At 62.7% G+C, this 22231-nt stretch carries 23 protein-coding genes and 1 tRNA gene; 16 read left to right on the forward strand and 8 right to left on the reverse strand.

The features are described 5' to 3' along the window. Positions 1–23 precede the first annotated feature (23 nt). The 5 genes from JQ553_RS12655 (at position 24) to JQ553_RS35255 (ending at position 4154) form a co-directional block, all read left to right on the forward strand. Complete coding sequence (locus JQ553_RS12655; RefSeq protein ID WP_212500265.1) at positions 24–989, forward strand: site-specific integrase; 966 nt, start codon at positions 24–26, stop codon at positions 987–989. A 68-nt stretch (positions 990–1057) separates the two neighbouring features. Continuing rightward, positions 1058–1762: a hypothetical protein gene (locus JQ553_RS12660; protein WP_212500266.1), complete on the forward strand. Its 705-nt coding sequence runs from the start codon at positions 1058–1060 to the stop codon at positions 1760–1762. Positions 1763–1804: 42 nt separating this feature from the next. Beyond that, positions 1805–1996 (forward strand): hypothetical protein, encoded by a 192-nt coding sequence (locus JQ553_RS12665; protein WP_212500267.1) that lies wholly within the window; start codon positions 1805–1807, stop codon positions 1994–1996. Positions 1997–2007: 11 nt separating this feature from the next. After that, complete coding sequence (locus JQ553_RS34910) at positions 2008–2136, forward strand: hypothetical protein (RefSeq protein ID WP_283817247.1); 129 nt, start codon at positions 2008–2010, stop codon at positions 2134–2136. A gap of 611 nt (positions 2137–2747) precedes the next feature. Further along, positions 2748–4154, forward strand: a complete 1407-nt coding sequence (locus tag JQ553_RS35255; RefSeq protein ID WP_212500268.1) for an MEDS domain-containing protein — start codon at positions 2748–2750, stop codon at positions 4152–4154. Positions 4155–4507: 353 nt separating this feature from the next. Here the strand turns inward: JQ553_RS35255 and JQ553_RS12675 are convergent, their stop codons facing one another. Continuing rightward, complete coding sequence (locus JQ553_RS12675) at positions 4508–5446, reverse strand: HPP family protein (protein ID WP_212500269.1); 939 nt, start codon at positions 5444–5446, stop codon at positions 4508–4510. A gap of 257 nt (positions 5447–5703) precedes the next feature. Between JQ553_RS12675 and JQ553_RS12680 the strand changes: the two genes are divergently transcribed. The 5 genes from JQ553_RS12680 (at position 5704) to JQ553_RS12700 (ending at position 8912) form a co-directional block, all read left to right on the forward strand. Next, positions 5704–6684 (forward strand): AraC family transcriptional regulator, encoded by a 981-nt coding sequence (locus tag JQ553_RS12680; protein WP_212500270.1) that lies wholly within the window; start codon positions 5704–5706, stop codon positions 6682–6684. Positions 6685–6820: 136 nt separating this feature from the next. Then, positions 6821–7225, forward strand: coding sequence for a nuclear transport factor 2 family protein (locus tag JQ553_RS12685; protein WP_283817248.1), 405 nt, complete (start codon positions 6821–6823; stop codon positions 7223–7225). 149 nt (positions 7226–7374) lie between these two features. Further along, positions 7375–7779 carry a nuclear transport factor 2 family protein gene (locus JQ553_RS12690; protein ID WP_212500272.1) on the forward strand — a complete coding sequence of 135 codons (405 nt, stop codon included), beginning with the start codon at positions 7375–7377 and terminating at the stop codon, positions 7777–7779. Between the two features lie 318 nt (positions 7780–8097). After that, complete coding sequence (locus JQ553_RS12695) at positions 8098–8607, forward strand: hypothetical protein (RefSeq protein WP_212500273.1); 510 nt, start codon at positions 8098–8100, stop codon at positions 8605–8607. Beyond that, positions 8607–8912 carry a hypothetical protein gene (locus JQ553_RS12700; protein WP_212500274.1) on the forward strand — a complete coding sequence of 102 codons (306 nt, stop codon included), beginning with the start codon at positions 8607–8609 and terminating at the stop codon, positions 8910–8912. The genes JQ553_RS12695 and JQ553_RS12700 overlap by 1 nt, the downstream gene beginning before the upstream one ends. 82 nt (positions 8913–8994) lie before the next feature. Here the strand turns inward: JQ553_RS12700 and JQ553_RS12705 are convergent. The 4 genes from JQ553_RS12705 to mnmA form a co-directional block, all read right to left on the reverse strand. Then, a tRNA-Met gene (locus JQ553_RS12705) sits at positions 8995–9071 on the reverse strand. Positions 9072–9186: 115 nt separating this feature from the next. After that, positions 9187–9552, reverse strand: a complete 366-nt coding sequence (locus tag JQ553_RS12710; RefSeq protein ID WP_212500275.1) for a hypothetical protein — start codon at positions 9550–9552, stop codon at positions 9187–9189. Between the two features lie 53 nt (positions 9553–9605). After that, a complete protein-coding gene (locus JQ553_RS12715) occupies positions 9606–10244 on the reverse strand; it encodes a class I SAM-dependent methyltransferase (RefSeq protein ID WP_212500276.1) in 639 nt (212 codons plus the stop codon). 17 nt (positions 10245–10261) lie between these two features. Continuing rightward, positions 10262–11446, reverse strand: a complete 1185-nt coding sequence (gene mnmA / locus JQ553_RS12720) for a tRNA 2-thiouridine(34) synthase MnmA (RefSeq protein ID WP_212500386.1) — start codon at positions 11444–11446, stop codon at positions 10262–10264. Between the two features lie 360 nt (positions 11447–11806). Between mnmA and JQ553_RS35080 the strand changes: the two genes are divergently transcribed. Further along, positions 11807–13381 carry a flagellar hook-length control protein FliK gene (locus tag JQ553_RS35080; protein ID WP_212500277.1) on the forward strand — a complete coding sequence of 525 codons (1575 nt, stop codon included), beginning with the start codon at positions 11807–11809 and terminating at the stop codon, positions 13379–13381. A 10-nt stretch (positions 13382–13391) separates the two neighbouring features. Then, positions 13392–14165, forward strand: coding sequence for a flagellar hook assembly protein FlgD (locus JQ553_RS12730; RefSeq protein ID WP_212500278.1), 774 nt, complete (start codon positions 13392–13394; stop codon positions 14163–14165). 51 nt (positions 14166–14216) lie between these two features. Here JQ553_RS12730 and JQ553_RS12735 read toward each other — a convergent pair whose 3' ends face one another. The 3 genes from JQ553_RS12735 to mdcA are packed head-to-tail and all read right to left on the reverse strand — an operon-like array spanning position 14217 to position 17950. Beyond that, positions 14217–14996 (reverse strand): alpha/beta fold hydrolase, encoded by a 780-nt coding sequence (locus tag JQ553_RS12735; protein WP_212500279.1) that lies wholly within the window; start codon positions 14994–14996, stop codon positions 14217–14219. Then, positions 14993–16291, reverse strand: coding sequence for a malonyl-CoA decarboxylase (locus JQ553_RS12740; protein WP_249144186.1), 1299 nt, complete (start codon positions 16289–16291; stop codon positions 14993–14995). The genes JQ553_RS12735 and JQ553_RS12740 overlap by 4 nt, the downstream gene beginning before the upstream one ends. 12 nt (positions 16292–16303) lie before the next feature. Then, positions 16304–17950, reverse strand: a complete 1647-nt coding sequence (gene mdcA, locus JQ553_RS12745; RefSeq protein WP_249144187.1) for a malonate decarboxylase subunit alpha — start codon at positions 17948–17950, stop codon at positions 16304–16306. Positions 17951–18429: 479 nt separating this feature from the next. Here mdcA and JQ553_RS12750 point away from each other — a divergent pair, with 479 nt between their 5' ends. The 4 genes from JQ553_RS12750 (at position 18430) to JQ553_RS12765 (ending at position 22223) form a co-directional block, all read left to right on the forward strand. Next, positions 18430–18705 (forward strand): DUF1153 domain-containing protein, encoded by a 276-nt coding sequence (locus JQ553_RS12750; RefSeq protein ID WP_002714638.1) that lies wholly within the window; start codon positions 18430–18432, stop codon positions 18703–18705. A 173-nt stretch (positions 18706–18878) separates the two neighbouring features. Continuing rightward, positions 18879–20516: a flagellar basal-body MS-ring/collar protein FliF gene (gene fliF / locus JQ553_RS12755; protein WP_212500281.1), complete on the forward strand. Its 1638-nt coding sequence runs from the start codon at positions 18879–18881 to the stop codon at positions 20514–20516. Between the two features lies 1 nt (position 20517). Then, entirely contained in the window at positions 20518–21600 is a 1083-nt protein-coding gene (gene fliG / locus JQ553_RS12760; protein WP_212500282.1) for a flagellar motor switch protein FliG, read from the forward strand. Next, positions 21600–22223, forward strand: coding sequence for a FliH/SctL family protein (locus JQ553_RS12765; protein WP_212500283.1), 624 nt, complete (start codon positions 21600–21602; stop codon positions 22221–22223). The genes fliG and JQ553_RS12765 overlap by 1 nt, the downstream gene beginning before the upstream one ends. The last annotated feature ends 8 nt before the right edge of the window (positions 22224–22231 follow it).

The following is a 22231-nucleotide window of genomic DNA, read 5'->3' on the forward strand; positions in this document are numbered from 1 at the left end:
GGATTTGCTGGCCGCCGTGCGGCTTGGCCGGGATCCCGCCGGCGAAAAGCTGGCGAGAGAAGGCCGCAGAGACCTTCGGCCGGCACCTCCCACAATTCCTGGTGAGCAAACGGGCCGAGCTCAAGCCCCAATCCTTCTCCTGTGTCGATCGCTTCCTGTCCGTCTACGCCCAGCCGTGGCATGGCCGTGCGCTCGACAGCATCGATCGTCGCGTAGTGGCTATTCGGTTGTCCGAGATTGCCGCTAAGCACGGCCCCGGCGCCGCCAATCGTTTTCGTTCCGCGCTGTCCAACTATTTCGCGTGGTTGATTGGTGCCGGACTCACCGAAAGCAATCCGGTTACCGGCACCAACAAGGCGCCGGGTGAAGGCGGCGCCCGCACCCGTCTCCTGGACGACGGCGAATTGGCGGCAATCTGGCGAGCTGCGGGCAGTGATCAGTTTGGTTCGATCGTCAGATTGCTGATACTAACCGGCGCCCGTCGAGAAGAAATTGGCGGCCTGCGCTGGAGCGAAATCGATCTTGATCGCGCAGTGATCTTGCTGCCAGGCGAGCGCACCAATAACTCTCGCGAGCATCTCGTGGCGCTATCGCCTGCCGCGATCTCGATTCTTGAAGCGCAGCCGCGTCGTCTCGATCCGGGCGGCGCGTCGAGGGATCTCATATTTGGCCACGGCGACCGCGCCTATTCGGGCTGGTCTAAAAGCCGGCGTGAGCTGGATGTGCGACTGGAGGCCGCCGGCACCCCGGTTCTGGATTTCGTGTTGCACGATTTCCGGCGAGCGTTGTCGACCTGGCTGCACGAAGCCGGCTTCCCGCCGCGCGTCGTCGAGCGGCTGTTGGGCCACCTCCAGCCCGGCGTTGGCCGCGTCTACAACGCCGCGGAATATCTCGAGGAGCGTAGGCGCGCGCTGGAGAAGTGGGCCGGCCACATCGAAGAAATCACCACCGGCAAGCCGCCGGCAACCGTCGTGCAATTGAGGCGATGAATCAGCCGCCGGCCGGGGCGCCTTCAACGTCCCCTGCCGGACTGACCTCGACCAAAGGATCGGACCCGATGGACGAAGTTGCCCTCCTTCCTGCCATGAGCCAGTGGGGCACGCCAGACCCGCGCAATGCGAGCGCCTATCCCGACACGGACGCGCCATTGACGCTGTATGCCTGGCAATTCCTTCGTCGCCGCCCGGATTACCGCAAGCGCTGGACCCAATTGCAGAGCGGTGGGCTGGCGAGCCGCAGGAGGGCCGAGCAAAAGCGGCTGACCGAGCTCGACGCCGCCCGGTCCAGCGCGTGGCGATTGTGCGGAAACCTGCTGTCGAATGTGCAGGCTTGGATTCGAGACGGCCGCCCGGGCAACACGACAATGCAGGCGATCGAGGTCCCGACTCCGAAGTTGCAGAAGTCGGAAACGGTCCCGGCCGCGATCGATCGGCTGCGCCAGCAAGCCGCGTCACTGCGAACCAAGCTTGCCGAGATCGAGAAAGCGCCGCTGCCTAGCGCCCTGGCGCGCGCCAAGATGCGAGAACAGCTCGGCCGCATCGCCGAGCGCGGCGCGATCGATGTGTCCGGACTGTTCAGGCCCGCGGCCGGCCAGCTCGGATTCCCTGAAACGCAGCTAATGCTGAAGGTGTTCAACTCCGAGCCGGCCGCGGCCGCGATCGGCGCGTTGCCGGACATCGTCGGCCTGCTGGTCGCGACCAATCTTGAGGCCGTGACCGCCCTGTCGGACAAGAAGATCGCCGCCGAGGCGCGGGATGATTAAGCGTTAACGCCGGAGCAGCGGCAGGAACAAACGGCTAAGGCGATGGATTCGCTGTTTGCGGTTGAAGCCGACGAAGCGACGCTGACATTTCAGGCGTGGGCGGACGGGTTGCCCGTTGAGGCCAACGCCAACATCAGCCCGGCAGCCCTGCTGGCCGTGCGCAACGTCGTGATGCCGCCCGCCAATCCGTCGCCTGGGACAAGCCCCGGCCTTTCCTACTCGCCGCGCCGATGATGAGGCCGAGCGTGGCGACGGTCGATGTCAACGAGATCGATGACGACGAGTTTGATGACGACGAAATCTGGATGATGATCTGCCGGACGGCCAGCACGCGTGACGGCGTCACCTTCGAGGACGCCAGGGCCTATCCTTGAGGACGCCGGCCTGACCGCCGGCAATCACAGCGGCATCAGCGAGGCGATCGAGATCGTGCGGTGGGAGGTCAAGCGAAAGCGGTGGCTGCCTTGGCGATGACGATCGGTCGCGCGGGTCCTGTGGAGGGCGTCACCCTCCGCGGGGAACGCGCTACCGCATCTGTCGTGGATATTTGGTGCGAGAAAATCCGTGGTTGCAGTTGCAGGCGAATGGCGAAGGTCCGCTATGCCCCGATAGCGACCAAGGTCCGCAGCGCAGCGAAATGTCGCGAAGGGCCGTGTCGTCCTAATCGATTATTGGTGGATACAGCGATGAGCAACCCACGACTTTAGCCGACGAGAATGCGCCCTGTGGTAACGCCCGATGCGTCTCAGACGATGGATCAACTGTCAGCATCACTGACGTGCCTCAGCTGGCGCTTTCGATCGCGAGGAGGAAATTCATAGCCGACCACAAGAAGTCTGCGTATCCTTCCTGATCGCTAAGGTCGAAATTCGATACTGACCCTAGAGCACCATTATGATCAAAACGCCAATCGCTACTGCTGCTGCGGCCGCAGTAGAACTTTGGTTCTGCGCAACAGGAACGTTGGAAATTGGAGGTGACCCCAATGACAACAGAGATGCGGAAGACCGGTATCGACGTCGTTGGCGACATGGTGGCCTGGGGTGCCCACTTTTGCCTCTTCTATGAGACGAGAGAGGATCTCCTCGACACGTTGATCGAATACTTCAAGTCGGGTTTGGGAAGGGAGGAGTACTGCCTGTGGGTTGTTGCCGCGCCTTTTACGGTCGAAGAAGCCACAGCTGCTTTGAAAGCCGCGGTGCCTGACCTGGATCGACACCTGGCGGACTCCATGATGGAAATTGGGTCGGCAAGCGATTGGTTTCTCCAGGGCGGGACGTTTGATGGCAAGAGAGTGACAGACGCTTTGCATGAGAAGTTCGCTCGCGTATCGGCCAGAGGGTACGCCGGCATGAGAGCGACCGCGGATACCACCTGGTTAGCAAAGAAGGACTTCTGGAGACACTTTTGCGACTATGAAGATGGTCTCAACGAGGTTATCGGCAATCAGAGCCTTGCCCTGCTGTGCACGTACCCGCTTGCGACGTGCGGAGCTCATGAAATCCTGGATGTGGTGCGTACACACCAGTTTGTCCTCGCAAGGCGACACGGGAATTGGGACATTGTCGAAACCGCCGCGCTCAAGCGAGCCAAGGCCGAAATCAAGGAGCTCAATGAGGAACTCGAACAACGTGTCGTAGAGCGGACCAACCAGCTGATGTTAGCGTCGGAAGCGTTGCGTGAGGCGCAGACGCAGCTCGCGCACGTCAATCGCGTCGCAACGATGGGAGAGCTGTCGGCCTCGATTGCCCATGAAGTCACTCAGCCAATCGCGACGACAGTTACCAATGCCCAAGTTGCCTTGCGCTTTCTAAACGCCCAGCCGCCAAATCTGGAGGAGGCCCGGGAGGCGCTCGGTGCCACGGTCAGGGCAGGCAACCGAACCATCGACGTCATCGAGGGGATGCGCGGCCTAATCAAGAAGGCGCCCCCACGGAAGGGTGCCTTGGAGATCAACGGAGCAATCCTTGAGGTCATTGTCCTGACCCGTGGCGAAATTTTAAAGAACGGCGTCTCGGTGCAGACACAACTCGCGGAGGGCTTGCCGCTCATTCAAGGAGATCGAGTCCAACTGCAACAAGTGATCCTCAACTTGATCATCAACGCCGTCGAAGCGATGAGCGCGGTCAGTGAAGGGGCGCGAGAGTTGCTAATCAGCACCGAGAAAGATGCATCGGGCGGGGTGCTTGTCGCCGTGCGGGATTCGGGCCCGGGACTGAATCCGGAGAGTGTTGCCCGCCTGTTCGACGCATTCTACACCACCAAGCCCGGTGGCATGGGCATGGGACTATCGATCTGCCGATCGATCGTCGAAGCTCATGGAGGACGAATATGGGCCTCTCGTACTGCCGCCCCGGGTACAGTCCTTCAATGCATCCTGCCTGTAGGGTGAGAGTGTAAACGCAAGATTACACTCGTCCTCGCAACCCCGGCGTCGTGAACGGTAGCCTGCCGTTCCGAAAGGCGTTCTTGGGCCTGAAGTCCGGAATGGGTCATTTTCGACCGAGTCAGCGGGTCTTGACTGTCAACTGATGTCCGCTTCGCGCCGAGTGCGACCGAAGTGTTGCATTGCCGCGAAATGACGCGATGGGCCAATAAGCGACGTGGCAACTGCGCCAGAGGAAGTAAGGGGTGACTGCGCGCCGAGAATGTGGGCGCGCTGCGGATTACCGGAGACCGGTTGCAGGACAAGATCGAGGCGCAAGGCTGCGGCCCGGCCCATCCAGTCAAAACGCCGAGTGTCGCCTATGTCGCCGACTGATGAGTAATAAAGCTGTATGCTCTGGTGGACGTGATGAGCGCGGCGGCGCCCAAGAACACCGAGATCGGATACCAAAAGGTGGGATGGACGATGACGAACGGTATCAAACCAACGGCGAGGGCTGGCGGCATATGGACTTTAAACACCCGTAAAATAGCAATCGAGCAAAGCATGGTAACCGTCACGCCCAAAAATTCGGTGTGGAAGCTCGTGCTCAAGAGTAAGCCGACGGACGCGGTCAGGAAACATACGAGGGGAAACAATACTGGCCGTGACATCCAGCCAGGAAGGTCCGGGTGACCAAATAATTCATAGGCTACGACGATCAGCGGAGGGAATAACAGGAAGCGCAATCCCGTTGTTTGAGCCACCGCTCCCAGCGCGAAGACGAAGGCCGTCAGTGCGAAGATCCAGAACCGACCTCTCGGCGGAGTTTCGGCGGTCTCTATAATCCGGCTCTCTTTGCTCCCCTCAGATAGGTAACGATGGGGATCAAGGCGCTTCCAGAGCGTCAACGCAATGGCGAGTACTGCGAGTCCCGCCAGAATGGCGGCGGGATACACCCAACTCATCACGCCGAGGGTCATTGGAAGCACACCCGCAGAGATCGCCGCTCCGATGTTCGATCGGAGCAGTTCAATAGCGAGTAGGCTCAGGAGGGCAACAACAGTTACCGCGAGGGCGCTGTATTCCCAGTGTCGGGTAATCATCACCCCTAAGATCGCGGTGATCGTAGGGGTAGCAATCAGTCTGATTGGTTGGCTTGCCCATTTTCCGCGGGGGCGCGTGAATACATCATACGCTAGAGCGGCAATCTCAGGAAACAGGATAAGAGATATGCCAGTGGCATCGACCGCAAGCCCAATTCCTCCAACGAAGGTAAGCGCAAGAAATTCGGCAAATAATCTCGTTGTGTATTTCACAATAGTCCAATCTTCCGAATTTCTTTGGCAGACGAGACGAAAATAGAAACGCGAAACTCGATTTCTAATGACCATCGGTTATTGAATCGATGCCATCAACGCGGCTTACCACGTCGGGCTTGCTGGCTTATTCTATGGGTACCTCGCGTTACTGACGCGGCCGTACAAAATACGCTTACGCAGGTCCGCTGGCGGGTCTCCCCGAGGCTTCCGCGCCGGACCTGAAAAATAATTCGTTCGATCAGTGCCAAGGCTAGATGTCCCAAGTCGACTGGCTAAGCCATCTCCTACAAATCGTCACCATAACCGGCCAGCTCGAGGCTCGCTGCGCCTATGGTGCGCCGTGGCGCATTACCTGGAGCCAAGCCGCCGCGAACGAAATTCCCTACCACGTCATAGTCAAGGGCCGCGCCATTATCGAGTACCCAGAGACGCGAACAGCACGAGAGCTGGTGAGCGGAGATATCGTGCTGCTACCTCACGGTGCGGCGAATGTGCTGCACGACGGTAGTGGGCAAACACCTATCCGTACCCAGGAACACCGGGGATCTGCCGGATGGGTGCTGAGCGAGAACGAGGGCGAGGGCGAGAAACTCGATCTAATGTGTGGGCGATTTTTCATCGCGCCACCACATGATCGGCTGATCCGCAACTACATGCCCGCGGATCTGGTGACGCGGGGTATGAATCGTCATGGAGAAGACGGAATCGACTCCGCCTCCAACCAACTCGCCAGCCTGGTGAGTCTGATGCGAATGGAGTCCTCGGGTGACAGAGCCGGAGGACGTGCCATTCTCAACGCACTTTCTTCGGTCCTATTCACGTTGGTATTACGCGCGGCAAGCGAAGGCGACAGACCACCCGAAGGCTTGTTGGCCGTGGCCGGCCATCCGCGGCTGGCTCCATCAATTGCGGCGATGTTCGCCGATCCGACGCGGTCTTGGAAACTGCCTGATCTGGCGGACTTGTGCGGCATGTCACGCGCAACGTTCATGAGGCACTTTCAAGACAGGCTAGGTTGCTCCGCCCTCGACCTGTTGACCGATCTCCGCATGAGTCTGGCGGCCAACGAGTTGAAAAAGCCAGCGATCAGCACCGAGGCTGTGGCCGAGACAGTCGGGTACCAATCTGTTTCGGCATTCCGGCGTGCGTTTGCCGAAAGGATGGGGATGACGCCAGGGGAATGGCGCCGACTGGCGCACAATGGCGAGCAATCGGGCGTGGTCCGAGACCTATAAGTGTCAGATTGATCCTTTTGGACATCTTATTGATCTGATCCAGTCTCGAAGTCTGCATCGCCGATCGTACTGTGTGGTGGTGGCGCGATCGAAGCGCCCGCCAAACGGTTGAACCAGCACGAGTAGGAGATCAATGATGTCTGAGTCCTTTCCACTCCCTACTAAGCCCGAAGACGTTGTCCCGTCGCTGATTGAGCGGTTTAAATCCGGGAGGCTCAGCGAGGTAATGGCCTTGTTCGAACCGAAGTCCGTGTTCGTCGAGAATGACGGGCGAACCATCACTGGTCACGCAGAGATCGCCGCCAAACTCGAGCGCGATGTCATGCTCGGCCTGCCAGTGAAGACCGTAGTGCGCCATGTGTTCGCCGGCAACGAGATCGCCCAGCTCGTGGTGGACTGGTCAATTGATGGCACAGGGCCCGACGGCAAGGACGTGCTCCTCGGAGGAACGGCATGCGATGTCGTGCGCCGCGGTGCGGACGGATTCTGGCGGTTCATAATCGATAACAATCAAGGGACGGCAGTGCGAAAGCCCGCCTGACATATGCGCCAGACGAGCACCTACTATCAAAAGTACGGAATGAAACCCATCGGAGTATAGGCCGCAGGTCCGCTTGCACCTTTCTTACATGGTGGCGCGATCGAAGCGCCCGCCAAACCGTTTCAACCAGCACGAACAGGAGATCAATGATGTCTGAGTCCTTTCCACTCCCTACTGAACCCGAAGGCGTTGTCCCGTCGCTGATCGAGCGACTCAACTCCGGCAAGGTCAGCGCGTTGATTGAAATGTTCGACCCGAAGTGCGTGTTCGTCGAGGATGACGGGCGAACCGTCACTGGTCACGCAGACATCACCGTCCGACTCGAGCGCTTTGTCGAGCCCGGCGTGCCGCTCGTGACTAAGGTGCGCCATGTGTTCGTCGCCGACGATATCGCCCAGCTCGTGTATGACTGGTGGATCGATGGCACGGGTCGCGACGGCAAGGAGGTGCACCTCAAAGGCACGGCGTGCGATATCGTGCGCCGCGGCGCGGATGGGCGCTGGCGGTTCATAATCGATAACAATCAAGGGACGGCAGTGCGAAAGCCCGCCTGACATATGCGCCAGCCAAGCACCTACGATCAAAAGTACGGTGCGAAACCCATCGGAGTATAGGCGCAGGGTCCGCTTGCACCTTGCCTATAGATCATGTTCTCGCATTTGATCCTCGTTCAACCTGCGGGGCCCAAGACGAGCCCCGCAGGACGATGCCAGCCTCGAAATCGATACCGGCGTCGAGCATGCGGTCACAAAGGTTGAGGAAGCTCGTGCGGGTGGGACCGGGCTGAGGCAGCAGGACATGCGGCTCCGTCCTCAATGCCGCCGAAAGCGGAAGTGAGATAATTCTGCCGCAACGCAACAGGAACAAACACAATGCCCGAGACCGCTGCCGTTGATGGCCCGCACCTCGCCAATGGGCCCGCCACCGTCAGCGCGTCGGCACTGGCGCTGCACCTCGATTGCAGCAGGGCCTACCTCGGCAAGCTCGAAGCCGAAGGCGTGATCCAGCGGCAAGGTGACGGCTTCCCGCTCGACCAGAGCCGCGTTGCGTACCTGCGATACTTGCGGCGCGAGCGGCGGCAATCGCCACGCAGTGAGGCAAACGCCGATCTTCAGAGGGCGAAGTCCGAACCGATCCGGCTCCGCATTGCCGAGAAGCAGCGGCACCTAATCCCGGTCGATGAAGCGACCAGCAATATGGAGCAACTGGTCGGGTTGTTCTTGACCGGCTTGAGTGGTCTGTCGGCCCAGTGCGGCGGTCGCGATCTGGCCGTGCGTCGCGCTATCGACAAGGCCGTATACGATTTGCGTGTCGAGATCTCCGAAGCCCGCTCCAAACTGGCCGACGAGCGCGGCGAGCCGCCACCGGATGGCGACGCATGATGACCGATGTCGAGATGACCGACGACGAGGTTGCGGCACAGATCGCTCGCGCCGACTGCTTCATCGAGCGACTGCGCGACGCGATCACCACAACGGTCGTTAATCCTGGGAGCCTATGCGCCGACGCTCAACGTCGCGGGCTTCAGCGGATCGCGGCGACGCTGGACGCGGTACCTTACGTGACGATGTGCAATCTGGCGAACCTCAACGCGGCGATGCGCGGCGGGCTGCTGGACGTGATCAAGGTGGGTCTGCTCGCGGTCGGCGGCGTGACAGCGCGCGATTCGCAGGACGACAGACGGTAACGTCTCGTCTGCCCTAGGTCTGCCCCGGTCAGTTTTCTGAGCAGGTTAAACGCCGTAAAACTCCGTAAGACCTTGATTTTGCTGGTAGCGGGGGAGGGACTCGAACCCCCGACCCCAGGATTATGATTCCCGTGCTCTAACCAGCTGAGCTACCCCGCCACGGTGTCGCTGTCGTCCGCGTCAAGCCGCGGGTCCGAACGCGCGGCATATAAAGAGTGGGCCGCGCGCCTGTCAAGCAAGCCGGGCCTTGCCAGCAACTCATTGTACGCTGGCGCTATTTCGGCCTGACCGAGGGGTCGCCGCCGGGGCTGCCGGGCGGCGGAATCACCGGGGTATTGCCACCTCCCGGCGTCGGCGCCCGCATCTCGGGATCGACGCCCGCGGGCGGGCACAGCACACCGTCAGATTTTGCGAGCTTCTCGCCGAGCGGTTCGGTGCGCTGGCCGGTGGTGGTTCCCTCCGGAGCGGCCGCACCCGGGTGGGGTGGCTGCTGCTGCATCGGAGCGCAGTTGGCCGCGCGCGTCGGCGACGGCGGCGCGGTCTGGGCCGGCGGCGTCGCCGGCGTGGGTGGCGCTTGCGCCGACGCCATGGCGGGCGCCATCAGCGCACATGACAAAAGGAGTGACTGAGTGATCCGCATGGAGAGGAAACGGCGCTTCCGCGCCGTTGTTCCGCATCAGAATCATCGCAACTTCACGATTTGCGAAATCGGATCAGCGAAAAATGTCCCATCGGCGGCATCGGCCGCCGTTCCGCGAGGCTGACCCCGCCGTGCCGGGCCGCCCAATCTGTCAGCCGGACCCACGGGAATTCCGGCCGCCAGCCGAGCCGTCGCGCCAGCGGCGCGAAGGCGAGTTCGAATATCCTGCGCGGCCCGCTTTCGGCGCCGATGTGATTGACCAGGATGAGTTCGCCGCCGGGCTTCAGCACGCGGATGAAATCGTCGAGCGTCGCCTCGGGGTCCGGCACCGCGGTGATGACATATTGCGCCACCACCGCATCGAAAAACGAATCCGGGAATGCGAGGTTCTTGGCGTCCATTACCGCGAGCGTCTCGACGTTGGTCAGGCCCAGAGCGCGCACGCGCTGCTGCGCCCGACGCAGCATCGGCTCGGAAATATCGACTCCGCAGAGCTTGGTCGTGCGTGAATAATCCGACAGCGACAATCCGGTGCCGACGCCGACATCGAGCACGCGGCCGCCGATCCGATCGGCTTCCACGATCGTGGACTGACGGCCCTGATCGAAGACCTTGCCGAACACCAGATCGTAGATCGGCGCCCAGCGCCCATACGCCTTTTCGACCCCGTCGCGGTCGATGTCCCCCGTCATTTCCCGCCCCGAAATCCTTATCCGCGGACCACCTCTGCTGCGAGCGGCGCAATTCCGGCCCGCGCGCGGCTTGCGGTCGCGCTCCTGATGAACCCGCCGCCGAGCACGCGCGCCTGCCCCGCCGGCGCGTCATAGAATACGCAGGCCTGCCCGGGCGACACGCCCTCCTCTCCGGCGACGAGTTCGATTTCGTAGCCGCCATCGACGGCACGCAGCCAGGCTGGTTGCGGCGCGCGCGTCGAGCGCACGCGGACATACATTTCGATGCCGTCGCCGATCACGTGATCGAGCGCACCGTCACCGATCCAGTTGACGTCACGGAGCGCAATGCGGTCCATCCGAAGGGCCTCGCGCGGTCCGACCACGACGCGGCGGGTCGCGGCATCGAGCTTCACAACATAGAGCGGACTGCCCGAGGCAATGCCGAGCCCCTTGCGCTGCCCGACGGTGAAATGAACGATGCCCTGGTGTCGGCCAATGACACTACCGTCGAGATCGACGATGTCGCCGGGCGCAATCGCATTCGGCTTCAGGCGGCTGATAATGTCGGTGTAGCGGCCGGTCGGTACGAAGCAGATGTCCTGGCTGTCCTGCTTGTCCGCGACCTCGAGCCCGAAGCGCCGGGCGAGTTCCCGGGTCTGCGGCTTGGTCAGGTCGCCGAGAGGGAAGCGCAGGAAGTCGAGCTGCTCGCGCGTGGTCGCGAACAGGAAGTAGCTCTGATCGCGATCCGCATCCGCCGCGCAGACCAGCGCGCGCGATCCACCGGCGAGGCGGCGCGAGGCGACGTAGTGGCCGGTGGCGAGCGCCTGCGCGCCGAGTTCGCGCGCGGTCGCAAGCAGGTCGCGAAACTTGACCGAACGGTTGCATTCGATGCAAGGCACAGGAGTTTCGCCGAGCGCGTAGCTGTCGGCGAAATTATCGATCACCTGCTCCTTGAAGCGGCTCTCATAGTCAAGAACGTAGTGCGGGATGCCGATCCGCTCGGCGACGTTGCGCGCGTCGTGAATATCGCGGCCGGCACAGCAGGCGCCCCTGCGATGGGTCGCGGCGCCATGGTCGTACAGCTGCAAGGTGATCCCGACCACGTCGTAGCCTTGCGACTTCAACAGCGCGGCCGTCACCGAGGAGTCGACGCCGCCGGACATGGCGACCACGATCCGTGTGTCTTCAGGACGGCCTTCGAGATCCAGATTGTTGAGCATCGCAGCGGTCATCGATCATTGTCGCGAGGAGCTTCATGGGCTCCGCGACGGGTTTTGAAAAGCTTTTTGTTCACAAGGCCTTGGAATACATCCAGGCCAGGCTGCCCGGTTCGGGATGCCTCGGAAGCCCTCCTTAATATAAGCGCGGTTGGGGGGAGACAATCATGGGAAAGCCGCAGGCTGGCGTGCACGGACGGCAAATCTTGCCGCTGGACAGTAACGAAAATGCCCAACGGCCCGGGTGGACGAAATGGCGGATCTTCATGGAACCAATTGAAATAGCTTGAAAATATCCTGATGACCCGCGCTGGCCCGGTCCTTGCTCGATGATCGACGGAAGTTTCACTGCGAGGGTCGGCTGTGGTTAGCGTCACGTCGGAAGCATTGGCAAATCTGTCTTTCCAGGGCTCGACCCAGTGGTCGGCGCGTCCCGATTCCGCGCCGCCGCGGGGCAACGACGGCTTTGCGGCACTGCTCGACAGCAGTACGGCCGCCCGCAACAACGACGATCGTGCCCCCGACCTCGCGAATCCGCAGCCTGCTCCCCCCCGCCGGGCCGACGATTCCTCCCAGGCGACGGACGCTCCGGCGCGCGACAGCGCCACGGCGCCCGACCGGACCACGCGCAATTCCGACAGAGCGGACGAGACGCAAGATGACAGCAAGGTCGGCCACGATGCGCGCCCGGCGAAATCAAGATCGAAGTCCGATGACGCGAAGTCGAACGGCAAGTCGGACGCTAAGGCAGACACCGAAGATGATACGATCACCACCGGCCAGGCCGATGTCGGGCAAGACGTCTCCAATGTGACGCCAGTCGTCGCCAACGCGATTCCCCTCGCGGCTGCGCCGTCCGCCGATGCCGTCGTCCCGGCAGCCGCATCCGGCAATGCTGCGGCTCCGCTGGCGATCGCGGCCGCGGCCATCGCCGCAAGCGCGGCGATCGCCGGCACGGGCGGACAGGCCGGTACAACTGACGCCGCCACAGCCACAGCGGCGGCAGCAAATGCCGCGAGCGTCGCCAAGGCGGTCGGCGTGAAGACAGAAGCGCCGATCGTGACCGCCGCGGATACAGCCACGGCCCAGGCAACGTCCGCGACCACGACAGGCACCGCGACCGCGGGCATTACGCTTGCCGCAACGGGGAAGCCCGCGGTCAAGCCGCAGGCTGCCACCCCTTTGGCCGTCGCGGCGACCGATCAGGAAGGCGGATCCGGATCCGCCACGACCAGTACCTCTGATACACCGACGACCATTATTCCCGGTGTCAACCAGCCAGCCGCCGTCGCGGGCAAGACGAAGGCCGAAGACGGCGTGATCGATGCCTTCAAGGCCGACGTGTCAGGCAATGCCACGCTGACGGCCACGGTCACCGGACATTCAACCGCCGTTCCGCAGACGCCGGTCAACGCAGCCGACACTGGCGCATCGTCAGCCAACGCGATCCCGCTGCAAGTGCCGGCCACGCCCGCGACAGCCCAACTGACCGCGACCGCTGCGACGCAAAACACCGCGGTACCGCTGAGCGGGCTTGCAGTGGAGATCGCGGCTTCGGTGAAGAGCGGCAAGAGCCGTTTCGAGATCAGGCTCGATCCGGCCGAGCTTGGCCGCATCGACGTGCGCATCGACGTCGACCGTAACGGCCAGGTCACCTCTCATCTCACGGTCGAGCGACCGGAAACGCTGTCAATGTTGCGCCAGGACGCCAACCAATTGCAGCGCGCGCTCGACAATGCCGGCCTCTCGACCGGCAATGGTGGGCTGCAGTTCAGCCTGCGCGACCAGTCGCAGTCGGGTCAAAACAGCAACGGCCAGTCCAATCCAAATGCCCATCGCCTGATCGTCAGCGAAGAAGAAACCATTCCTGCCGCCATTGCTGGCCGCTCCTATGGGCGTATGGCCGGTGCGACCAGCGGCGTCGATATCAGAGTCTAGGGAGTCCACGATGTCAGTCGATGCAACCATGCCATCGCCGGTGGTTTCGGCGCCCGGGACCGGCGGAACGAGCTCGAGCAACGGCACCTCGTCGTCCTCGACGCCGGGCATCGCCGATAATTTCCAGACCTTCCTGACGCTGCTGACGACGCAGCTACAGAACCAGAACCCGCTCGATCCACTCGACACCAACCAGTTCACCCAGCAACTCGTGCAATTCGCCGGTGTCGAGCAGCAGCTCAAGTCGAACGACCAGTTGACGTCGCTGATCAACATCGAAAAGAGCGCGCAGTCGACGCAGGCGCTGATCTATGTCGGCAGTACGGTATCGGTCGACGGCAGCAAGGCCCAGTTCGACCAGTCCGCGACCTGGAACCTGAGAGCGGATCAGGGCACCGACGCCACGATCACGATCACGAGTTCGACCGGCCAGACCGCTTATTCCGGCAAATTCACACTCAATCAGGGCAATGCCAGCTTTGTCTGGGACGGCAAGGGCAACGACGGCACCCAGTGGCCCCCCGGCACCTATACCCTCACCGCGACTGGCAAGGACTCCAACGGCAAGGATGTCTCGATCTCGACGGAGGTTCAGGGTGTGGTCGATTCTGTCGACCTGACCTCCTCCCCGCCCCTGCTCTCGATCGGAGGACAGACCTACACGACCGATCAGATCAAGCGCGTGGTCCGTCCATCCATCGGCAGCAGCGACGGCAGCGGCAGCAACGGCAGTGGCGGTAGCAGCAACAGTAGCAACAGTAGCGGCAGCAGCAGTAGCAGCTAAGCCTGCGTCCTCGCCGCGGGCGGCCTGCGTGGAGCGGCCCGCGGCGGCTGATCAGGCCTGCTGCCCCGCGGCTTCGAGGATCAACTGTGCAATCTCGTCGGGGCGCGAAATCAGCGCGAGATGGCTCGCCTTCACCTCGATCGTCTTGGCACCCATTCGTTTGGCCATAAAGCGTTCGAGATCCGGATTGATCGTGCGGTCTTCCGTCGAGACCGCGTAGTAGCTGGGTTTGGTTCGCCATGCTGCGTGGCTGGTCTTGCCCGCCAGCAGAGCCTTGTGGAAGGGCTGCTGGACCGCGTAGAGCACTCTCGCCTTTGCTTCCGGCAAGTCGCCCGCGAAATCGTGCAGGAAGGCCTGCTCGGAAAGTCGTCCTTCGTCGCCGTCGAATACGATGCCTGCGCTGGCCGGTGGCGTCGGGTAGGTCTTCGCCAAAGCAGTGTAATCCTCTCCCGCATCCGGTGCGCGCGCGGCCACGTAGACCAGCGCGGACACATTCGGATGCACGCCGGCCTCGGTGACGATCATTCCGGAGAACGAATGGCCGACCAGAACAGTCGGGCCATCCTGGCGATCGAGCACGCGCTGGGCGGAGGCGACGGCTTCCGGCAGGGTGGTCAGCGGATTCTGCACGGACGTGACGTTGAGCCCGGCCGCCTGCAATCGTGGAATGACCTCAGACCAGCAGGATCCATCGGCAAACAAGCCGTGCACGAGCACGACGTTGCGAGCCTTGATCGGAGCCGGATTTGCGGCCATGCCCCGAGCCGAGATCAGCGAGGCTGCCGCGCCGGCAAGCAATGCGGTTGAGAAAGTACGCCTGTCCATCATCATGATGTCGCTCCATCGTTGTGCAGTGAGCTGGATGTCCGAAGCAGCGCGTCCACCTGTGGTGAACGCACGATCTCTCCCTCGCGCACGAAGGCCTCGTGGTTGCTTTCGATGCTGTCGCGGTCGTAAAGATAGTTGACCATGATGCCGAAGGATTCCCGGATCGCACGGTCGGCCGTATTGCCGAGCCAATTAATCCGCTCCAGGCGGGCGCCGTTGCCCAGGTGAAAGCGCGCTACCGGGTCGATGCGGCGTCCCTGCAGTGGCGAAAGCGTGAGATATCGCGCGCATAGCCTCATCAAGACCGGACGCAGTTGCTCGCTCTTCGTCTGGTCGTGCCACCAGCCTTCGTTGCCAAGCTCCCGCAGCATCGCGTCGTCATCGCGGTCGGACCCAGGCCGTTGGCTGAGCCAGCGCCGGAAGCCCGGCACCGGCGACAGGGTGGAGAAACGTTCGAGCTGCGGAAATTCCATCTGCAGTTCCTCGACCACTTGCTTGATCAGGAAATTGCCGAACGAAACGCCGCGAAGTCCATCCTGACAATTGGAGATCGAATAGAAGATCGCGGTGTCGGCACGCACGGCCGTCGCCCGCGCTGCGTCCTCATCCGAATCCCGCAACAACAGCGGAGGCACGGCGGTGGCCAGCCCCTCCACCAGCGCGACCTCGACAAAGATCAGAGGTTCGCCCGGAAGCGCGGGATGGAAGAAAGCGAAGCAGCGCCGGTCGGGCGCGAGGCGACGTCGCAGATCATCCCAGCCCTTGATCTCGTGCACCGCCTCATAGGCGATCAGTTTCTCGAGCACAGCGGCCGGCGATTGCCAGTCGATGCGGCGAAGTTCCAGAAATCCGCGGTTGAACCACGAGGCAAACAGATGCTTGAGATCGGCATCGAGCAGCTTCAGGTTCGGTTCGGAGTTCAGGTGCGCGGCGATTTCGCTGCGCATCGCGATCAGCGCGGCCGTGCCGCCGGGCGCCATGTTCATTCGACGCAGCACTTCCTGCCGGGGTGGATCGGCGGCCCGCGCGAGCGCAGCCGCGGCTTCCGCCGTGCTGCCCGCGAGATAGCGCTTCGCCGCGTCGCGCAGCACTGTCTCGTCGGGTTGAAAGGCGGCTGCCAGATAGCGTTGAAAGCCATGCCGACCGTCGGCATCGAGTATGTGCATCGTTTGATTGAGCTGTCGCGCAATCAGCGCGCCCGATGCTTCGCCACGCTCTGACAGCAAGGCGGCGGCAAGTTGCATGGCGCGGTCGAGCGGCGTCGGGGCGCTGCTCGAGAGTTGCTCCGTTCGGATCATTGTGGCCTCCTTTCAGGCGCGAGTGCCGGCGAGGAACCTTGCCGGCGGCTCATAGAGCCCGCCGGACGAGGCGACCAGGTCATCGATGCTTTTGGCGGCGAGCCAGTCACGGCTCGCCGTTCCGGTCTCGATGCCGAGATCGGAAGGAAACATCACGATGCCGTGGCGGCGCAGGCTGTCGGTTGCGTCGGCATTTTGGCGCCTGCCGAATTCGGTATCGCCGGCAACCGCGCGTAGTGCGGCCTCGCGCTCCTGCGCCGAGCGGCACCGCAACAGGTTGCAGACGCCGCGCTCAGTGATGACGTGGGTCACGTCATCGCCATGGATCATCACCGGAGGCAATGCGAAGCCGGCCGATCTTGCAAGGTCAAACGCGTCAAGGCGCTCGACAAAGCTCGGCGCGCCGTTCGGTTGATGGGTTTGCACCATCTGCACCACGAGCTTGCGGCCGCGCAGGGTCTCGCCCGCTTCCTCGCCGGCACGCAACCAGGCCGGAGTGTCGTGGCGCCGGCCACGCGCGTCCGCGCCCATATTCGGCGCTCCGCCGAAACCGGTGATCCGCCCCCTCGTCGCCGTGGAGCTGTTGCCCTGCGCGTCGATCTGCAATGTGCCGCCGATGAAGAGGTCGCAGGCATATTGTCCCGCGATCTGGGCGAGCGTCCGGTTCGAGCGCAGACTACCGTCTGCGCCGATCGGAAACACGTGGGCGCGGTTCGCGACGTAGCGCTCCATGCCCGGTTCGGAGCCGAAGCAATAGACGTTCTCGACGAAGCCTGCTTCGATCGCAGGGATCAGCGTCGGATGAGGATTGAGCACGAAATTGCGCGCGACCTTGCCCTTCAGCCCGCGCCGCGCCGCGAAGGTCGGCAGGATCAATTCTATCGCGGCCGTGGCGTAGCCGATCCCGTGATTGAGGCGAGCCACCTGATAGGGTTCGTACACCGCTGATATCGCCATCATGGCCATTAGGACATTCTCATCCCTGATTTTGGCGGGATCGCGCGTGAACAGCGGATCGATCGAATACGGCTTCGGACCAGGCACCACGAAATCGACCCAGTCGCCGGGGATGTCGACGCGCGGTAGACGATCGACGATCTCATTGACCTGCGCCACGACGATTCCACCGCGGAACGCGGTCGCCTCGGCGATGGTGGGTGTGTCCTCGGTATTCGGACCGGTGTAGAGGTTGCCGTTGCGGTCGGCCTTGTCGGCGACGATGAGCGCAACATGCGGCGTCAGGTCCACCAGCATGCGCGCGTAAAGCTCGAGATAGGTGTGGATCGCGCCGATCCTCACCGTCTTCGAGGCGACGAGTTCGGCAAGCCGTCGGCTCTGCGGGCCGGCGAAAGCAAAGTCCAGTCGATTTGCGATGCCGCGCTCGAACACGGCGAGATGGTCGGGAAGCGCCAGAACCGATTGCACCATGTGCAGATCATGGACGCGCGCAGGATCCATGCTCGCAAGGCTCGCTGCAAGAAAGTCCGCGTGCTTCTGATTGTCGCCTTCGAGCGCCACGCGATCGCCGGGTGCGATGATCGCTTCGAGCAATTGCGTCGTGCGCCCGAAAGGGCAGATCTTTCCGCTCGCACCGCAGATGCCTTTTGCGCGCGTCAACCGCGCACCGCGATCGGCCGTGACTTGTGAACTCTGGACCATGATGAACCTCATTCGCTCGGTGACCTGAAGCGAAGGTAGGAGGCCATCATTGATAATAGAAACGATATTCTATGATATCATTGATCTCAATATTGGATTAATCCATGCTCGATTTTTGGGCCTTCGTTGCAGTGGTGCACGCACGCGGATCAGGCTCGCCGCCGCGCAACGCGGAGAGCAACCTCTCGTGAAGCGAACCGTTGGCGAGCGGTAGCGGTGCGCCGCGAATGAGATCGGATGGAGCAGTGACGAAATCAGCGACCGCATGTACGGGGCCTGCCCCACGCAGACAACGCCGCGGATGGCAGGTCGCCCTCAGTCGAGGGCTCTCTTCCAGAGGTGCGGCGCCAGCTGAATTTTGTCCTGTTCCCGGCCGTTCCAACGAGACTCGTATTGAACGCTTGGGCTTAGGCAAATTTTAAGCCGAGGGGCGTAGCTTTCCAGCGTGAGTTCAGTGGTTGAGAGTATGTGAGTACGCCATGACAGAACCCCATCGCCCGAGGGTGAAGTACGTCATCGGGCCTGACGGCAGCCCGTTGACCATCGCAGACTTGCCGGCGCCCGGCACCAAGCGTTGGGTGATCCGCCGCAAGGCCGAAGTCGTAGCCGCGGTCCGTGGCGGCCTGCTTTCCCTCGAGGAAGCCTGCAGCCGCTACACCCTGACCGTTGATGAATTCCTCTCCTGGCAATTCTCGATCGACCAGCATGGTCTCGCCGGGCTGCGCACCACCCGCATCCAGCAGTATCGACAATAGGTTCAGGCCAAATCCGCGGCATTTGACAAAAACCGGCCTCGTTTCGCGAAGCCGGTTTTTTTCATGTCCGCATTTCGCCGCGGACCTTAACCATCGTTAACCAGATGGAAACCATACCCTAGGCAATAATTGCCCAGTCGGACCCATTGGGGCCGAATCCCTGGGGGCCGTTGGTGCAAAGTCTGGTTGCTTTCCTGAAGGGTCTTGGTGCGGCCCGCCTTACGGCAATGGTAGCGGTCACCGTGGCCCTGATCGGGTTCTTTGCCTTCGTCATCATGCGCGTCACCACACCGCAGATGACTACCCTCTTCACCGACCTGTCGACCGAAGATTCGTCGGCCATTATCAAGGAGCTGGAGCGCCAGGCGATACCGTTTGAGCTGCGCAATGACGGCGCCGTGATCATGGTGCCGAAGGACAAGGTGACGCGGCTGCGCATGAAGCTCGCGGAAGGCGGAATGCCCAAGGGCGGCGGCGTCGGCTACGAGATCTTCGACAAGTCGGACGCGCTCGGCACCACGAGTTTCGTCCAGAACATCAATCATCTGCGCGCGCTGGAGGGCGAACTCGCCCGGACCATCCGCGCCATCGACCGCGTCCAGGCCGCTCGCGTCCACCTCGTGCTGCCGGAGAAGCCGCTGTTTTCACGCGAGACCCCGGAGCCGTCGGCCTCGATCGTGGTTCGGGTGCGCGGGGCGCTGGAACCGCAGCAGATCCGCGCCATCCGTCATGTGGTCGCCTCCGCCGTGAACGGGCTGAAGCCGCAGCGCGTCTCGATCGTCGACGAAGCCGGCCAGTTGCTGGCCGACGGCGCCACCACCGATGCCGAAAGCGCCATCGGCGACGAGCGCCGCGCCGCCTTCGAGAAGCGGATGCGCAAACAGGTCGAAGACATCGTCTCCTCCGTGGTCGGCGCTGGCCGCGCCCGCGTCCAGCTCTCGGCAGATTTCGACTACAACAAGATCACCCAGACCTCGGACAAGTTCGATCCCGAAGGCCGCGTGCTGCGCTCGAGCCAGACCCGAGAGGAATCGAGCGTCACCTCCGACAACAGCGGCCAGGTCACGGTCAACAACGAACTGCCGGGCAACCAGAACCAGGACAACGCCTCCCGCGCCAGGGACCAGAGCAAGAAGAGCGAGGAAACCAACAACTACGAGATTTCCCGCACTACAAAGACCGAGGTCACCGAGATCGGCCGCGTCAACCGGATCTCGGTCGCCGTGCTGGTCGACGGTAGCTACGCCAAGAACGAAAAGGGCGAGATGGTCTATCAGGATCGCAGCCAGGAGCAGCTTGACCGCATCGCCGCATTGGTGCGCTCGGCGATCGGTTTCGATCAGAAGCGTGGCGACCAGGTCGAGGTCGTCAATCTCCGTTTTGCCGAGCCGCCGGCCGTCGCGCCGCTCGCCGAGCCGACCGGCCTGCTCGGCATCCTGCAATTCACCAAGGACGACGTCATGTACGTCATCGAGCTCTGCGTGATGATGCTACTCGGACTGGTCGTGCTGTTCATGGTGATCCGCCCGCTGGTCAAGCGCATCGTCGCATCCGATGTCATTCCCGCGCTGAGCGGTGCCACGGTGCCCGCGCTGGCCGAAGCCGGCGCACAGGCCGGTGACGGCGTCGGCGGATCGGGCCAGGCGCTGCTGCCCGCCGGCACCGGCGCGGCACAAAGAATCGACGTCGCCCAGATTCAGGGCCAGGTCCACGCCCAGGCCGTGCACCGGGTCGGTGAACTGGCCGAACGCAATCCGAACGAAACCGTCTCCATTGTCCGTCAATGGCTGAGCGAGCCCGTCGAGAGCTGATATGGCCGTACCGCAGACCGTGAACGCCAACGATGTCACCAGCGTCCTGTCGACGCTGGCGAGCCGGCAGAGCAACCGGCCAAGGGGCAAGCCGTTGAGCGGTCCCAAGCGGGCAGCGATTCTGATGCTGGCGCTCGGCGAACAATATGGCGGCAAGATCTGGTCGATGCTCGACGACGACGAGGTCCGTGACCTGTCGATGCAGATGTCGACGCTCGGTACCGTCGAGGCCGAAGTGGTCGAGGACCTCCTGCTCGAATTCGTCTCGCGCATGTCGGCGTCGGGCGCCTTGATGGGCAATTTCGACGCCACCGAGCGGCTGTTGCAGCAATACCTGCCGGCCGAGCGCGTCTCCGGCATCATGGACGAAATCCGCGGCCCGGCCGGCCGCAACATGTGGGAGAAGCTCTCCAACGTCCAGGAAGAGGTGCTGGCGAACTATCTCAAGAACGAATACCCCCAGACAATCGCAGTCGTGCTGTCGAAACTGAAGCCGGAACACGCCGCGCGGGTACTCGCGATCCTGCCCGAGGATATCGCGCTCGACGTCGTCAACCGCATGCTCAAGATGGAAGCGGTGCAGAAGGAAGTCATCGAGCGCGTCGAGCAGACGCTGCGCACCGAATTCATGTCCAACCTGTCGCAGACCCGCCGCCGCGACGCCCACGAGGTGATGGCGGAAATCTTCAACAATTTCGACCGCCAGACCGAAACCCGCTTCATCACCTCGCTGGAAGAGGAAAACCGCGAATCCGCCGAGCGCATCAAGGCGCTGATGTTCACCTTCGACGACCTGATCAAGCTCGATGCCGGCTCGGCCCAGACGCTGATGCGCAATATCGACAAGGACAAGCTTGGCGTCGCGCTGAAGAGCGCCAACGAGGAGGTCCGCGCCTTCTTCCTCGGCAACATGTCCTCGCGGGCCGGCAAGATGTTGATGGACGACATGGCGGCGATGGGACCGGTCCGGCTGCGCGACGTCGACGAGGCACAAGCGCTGCTCGTCAACCTCGCCAAGGACCTTGCCGCCAAGGGCGAGATCACGCTGACGAAGAACCGTGCCGATGACGAGCTGGTGTACTGATGGCCGCGCCCGCAAAATTCCTGTTCGACACGGACTTCGCGGCGCCGGACCGCTCGCGCGAGCGCGCTGCGACGCCGGCCGAAATCGCTCAGAAGATCGCCGATGCCGAAGCCAGAGCCTATCGCGCGGGGTACGACGCGGCGCAGCGAGAAGCCAAGGTCGAGAGCGACCGCCGGGCCGCCCTGGCGCTGGAGGAGATCGGGGTCGCGATCAAGGGCATCGCGGCGCGCTTTTCCGGCATCGAGGCGCGGATGGAGACGGAGGCCGTCGACGTCGCGGTCGCTGTTGCCCGCAAGCTCTGCACCGAATTGATCGCGCGCGAGCCCCTGGGCGAGATCAACGCGCTGGTCGGCGACTGCTTCTCACACCTGGTCTCAACGCCGCATATCGTAGTCCGCATCAACGACGCGGTCTACGATGGCGCACGCGAAAGCATCGAGCGGATGGCCGCGCATAGCGGCTTCCAGGGCCGGCTCGTGATCCTGGCCGAGCCCACCATCGCGACCGGCGACTGCCGGATCGAATGGGCCGACGGCGGCGTGGTGCTGGAACGCGCGGCGATCGAAGCCAAGATCAACGAACTTGTCGGGCGCTATCTGGCGTCCCGCGATCGGGCCGGCTGACGGCGATA

Origin of the sequence: Bradyrhizobium lablabi, assembly GCF_018131005.1 — a bacterium.
Classification (GTDB): Bacteria; Pseudomonadota; Alphaproteobacteria; order Rhizobiales; family Xanthobacteraceae; genus Bradyrhizobium; species Bradyrhizobium lablabi_D.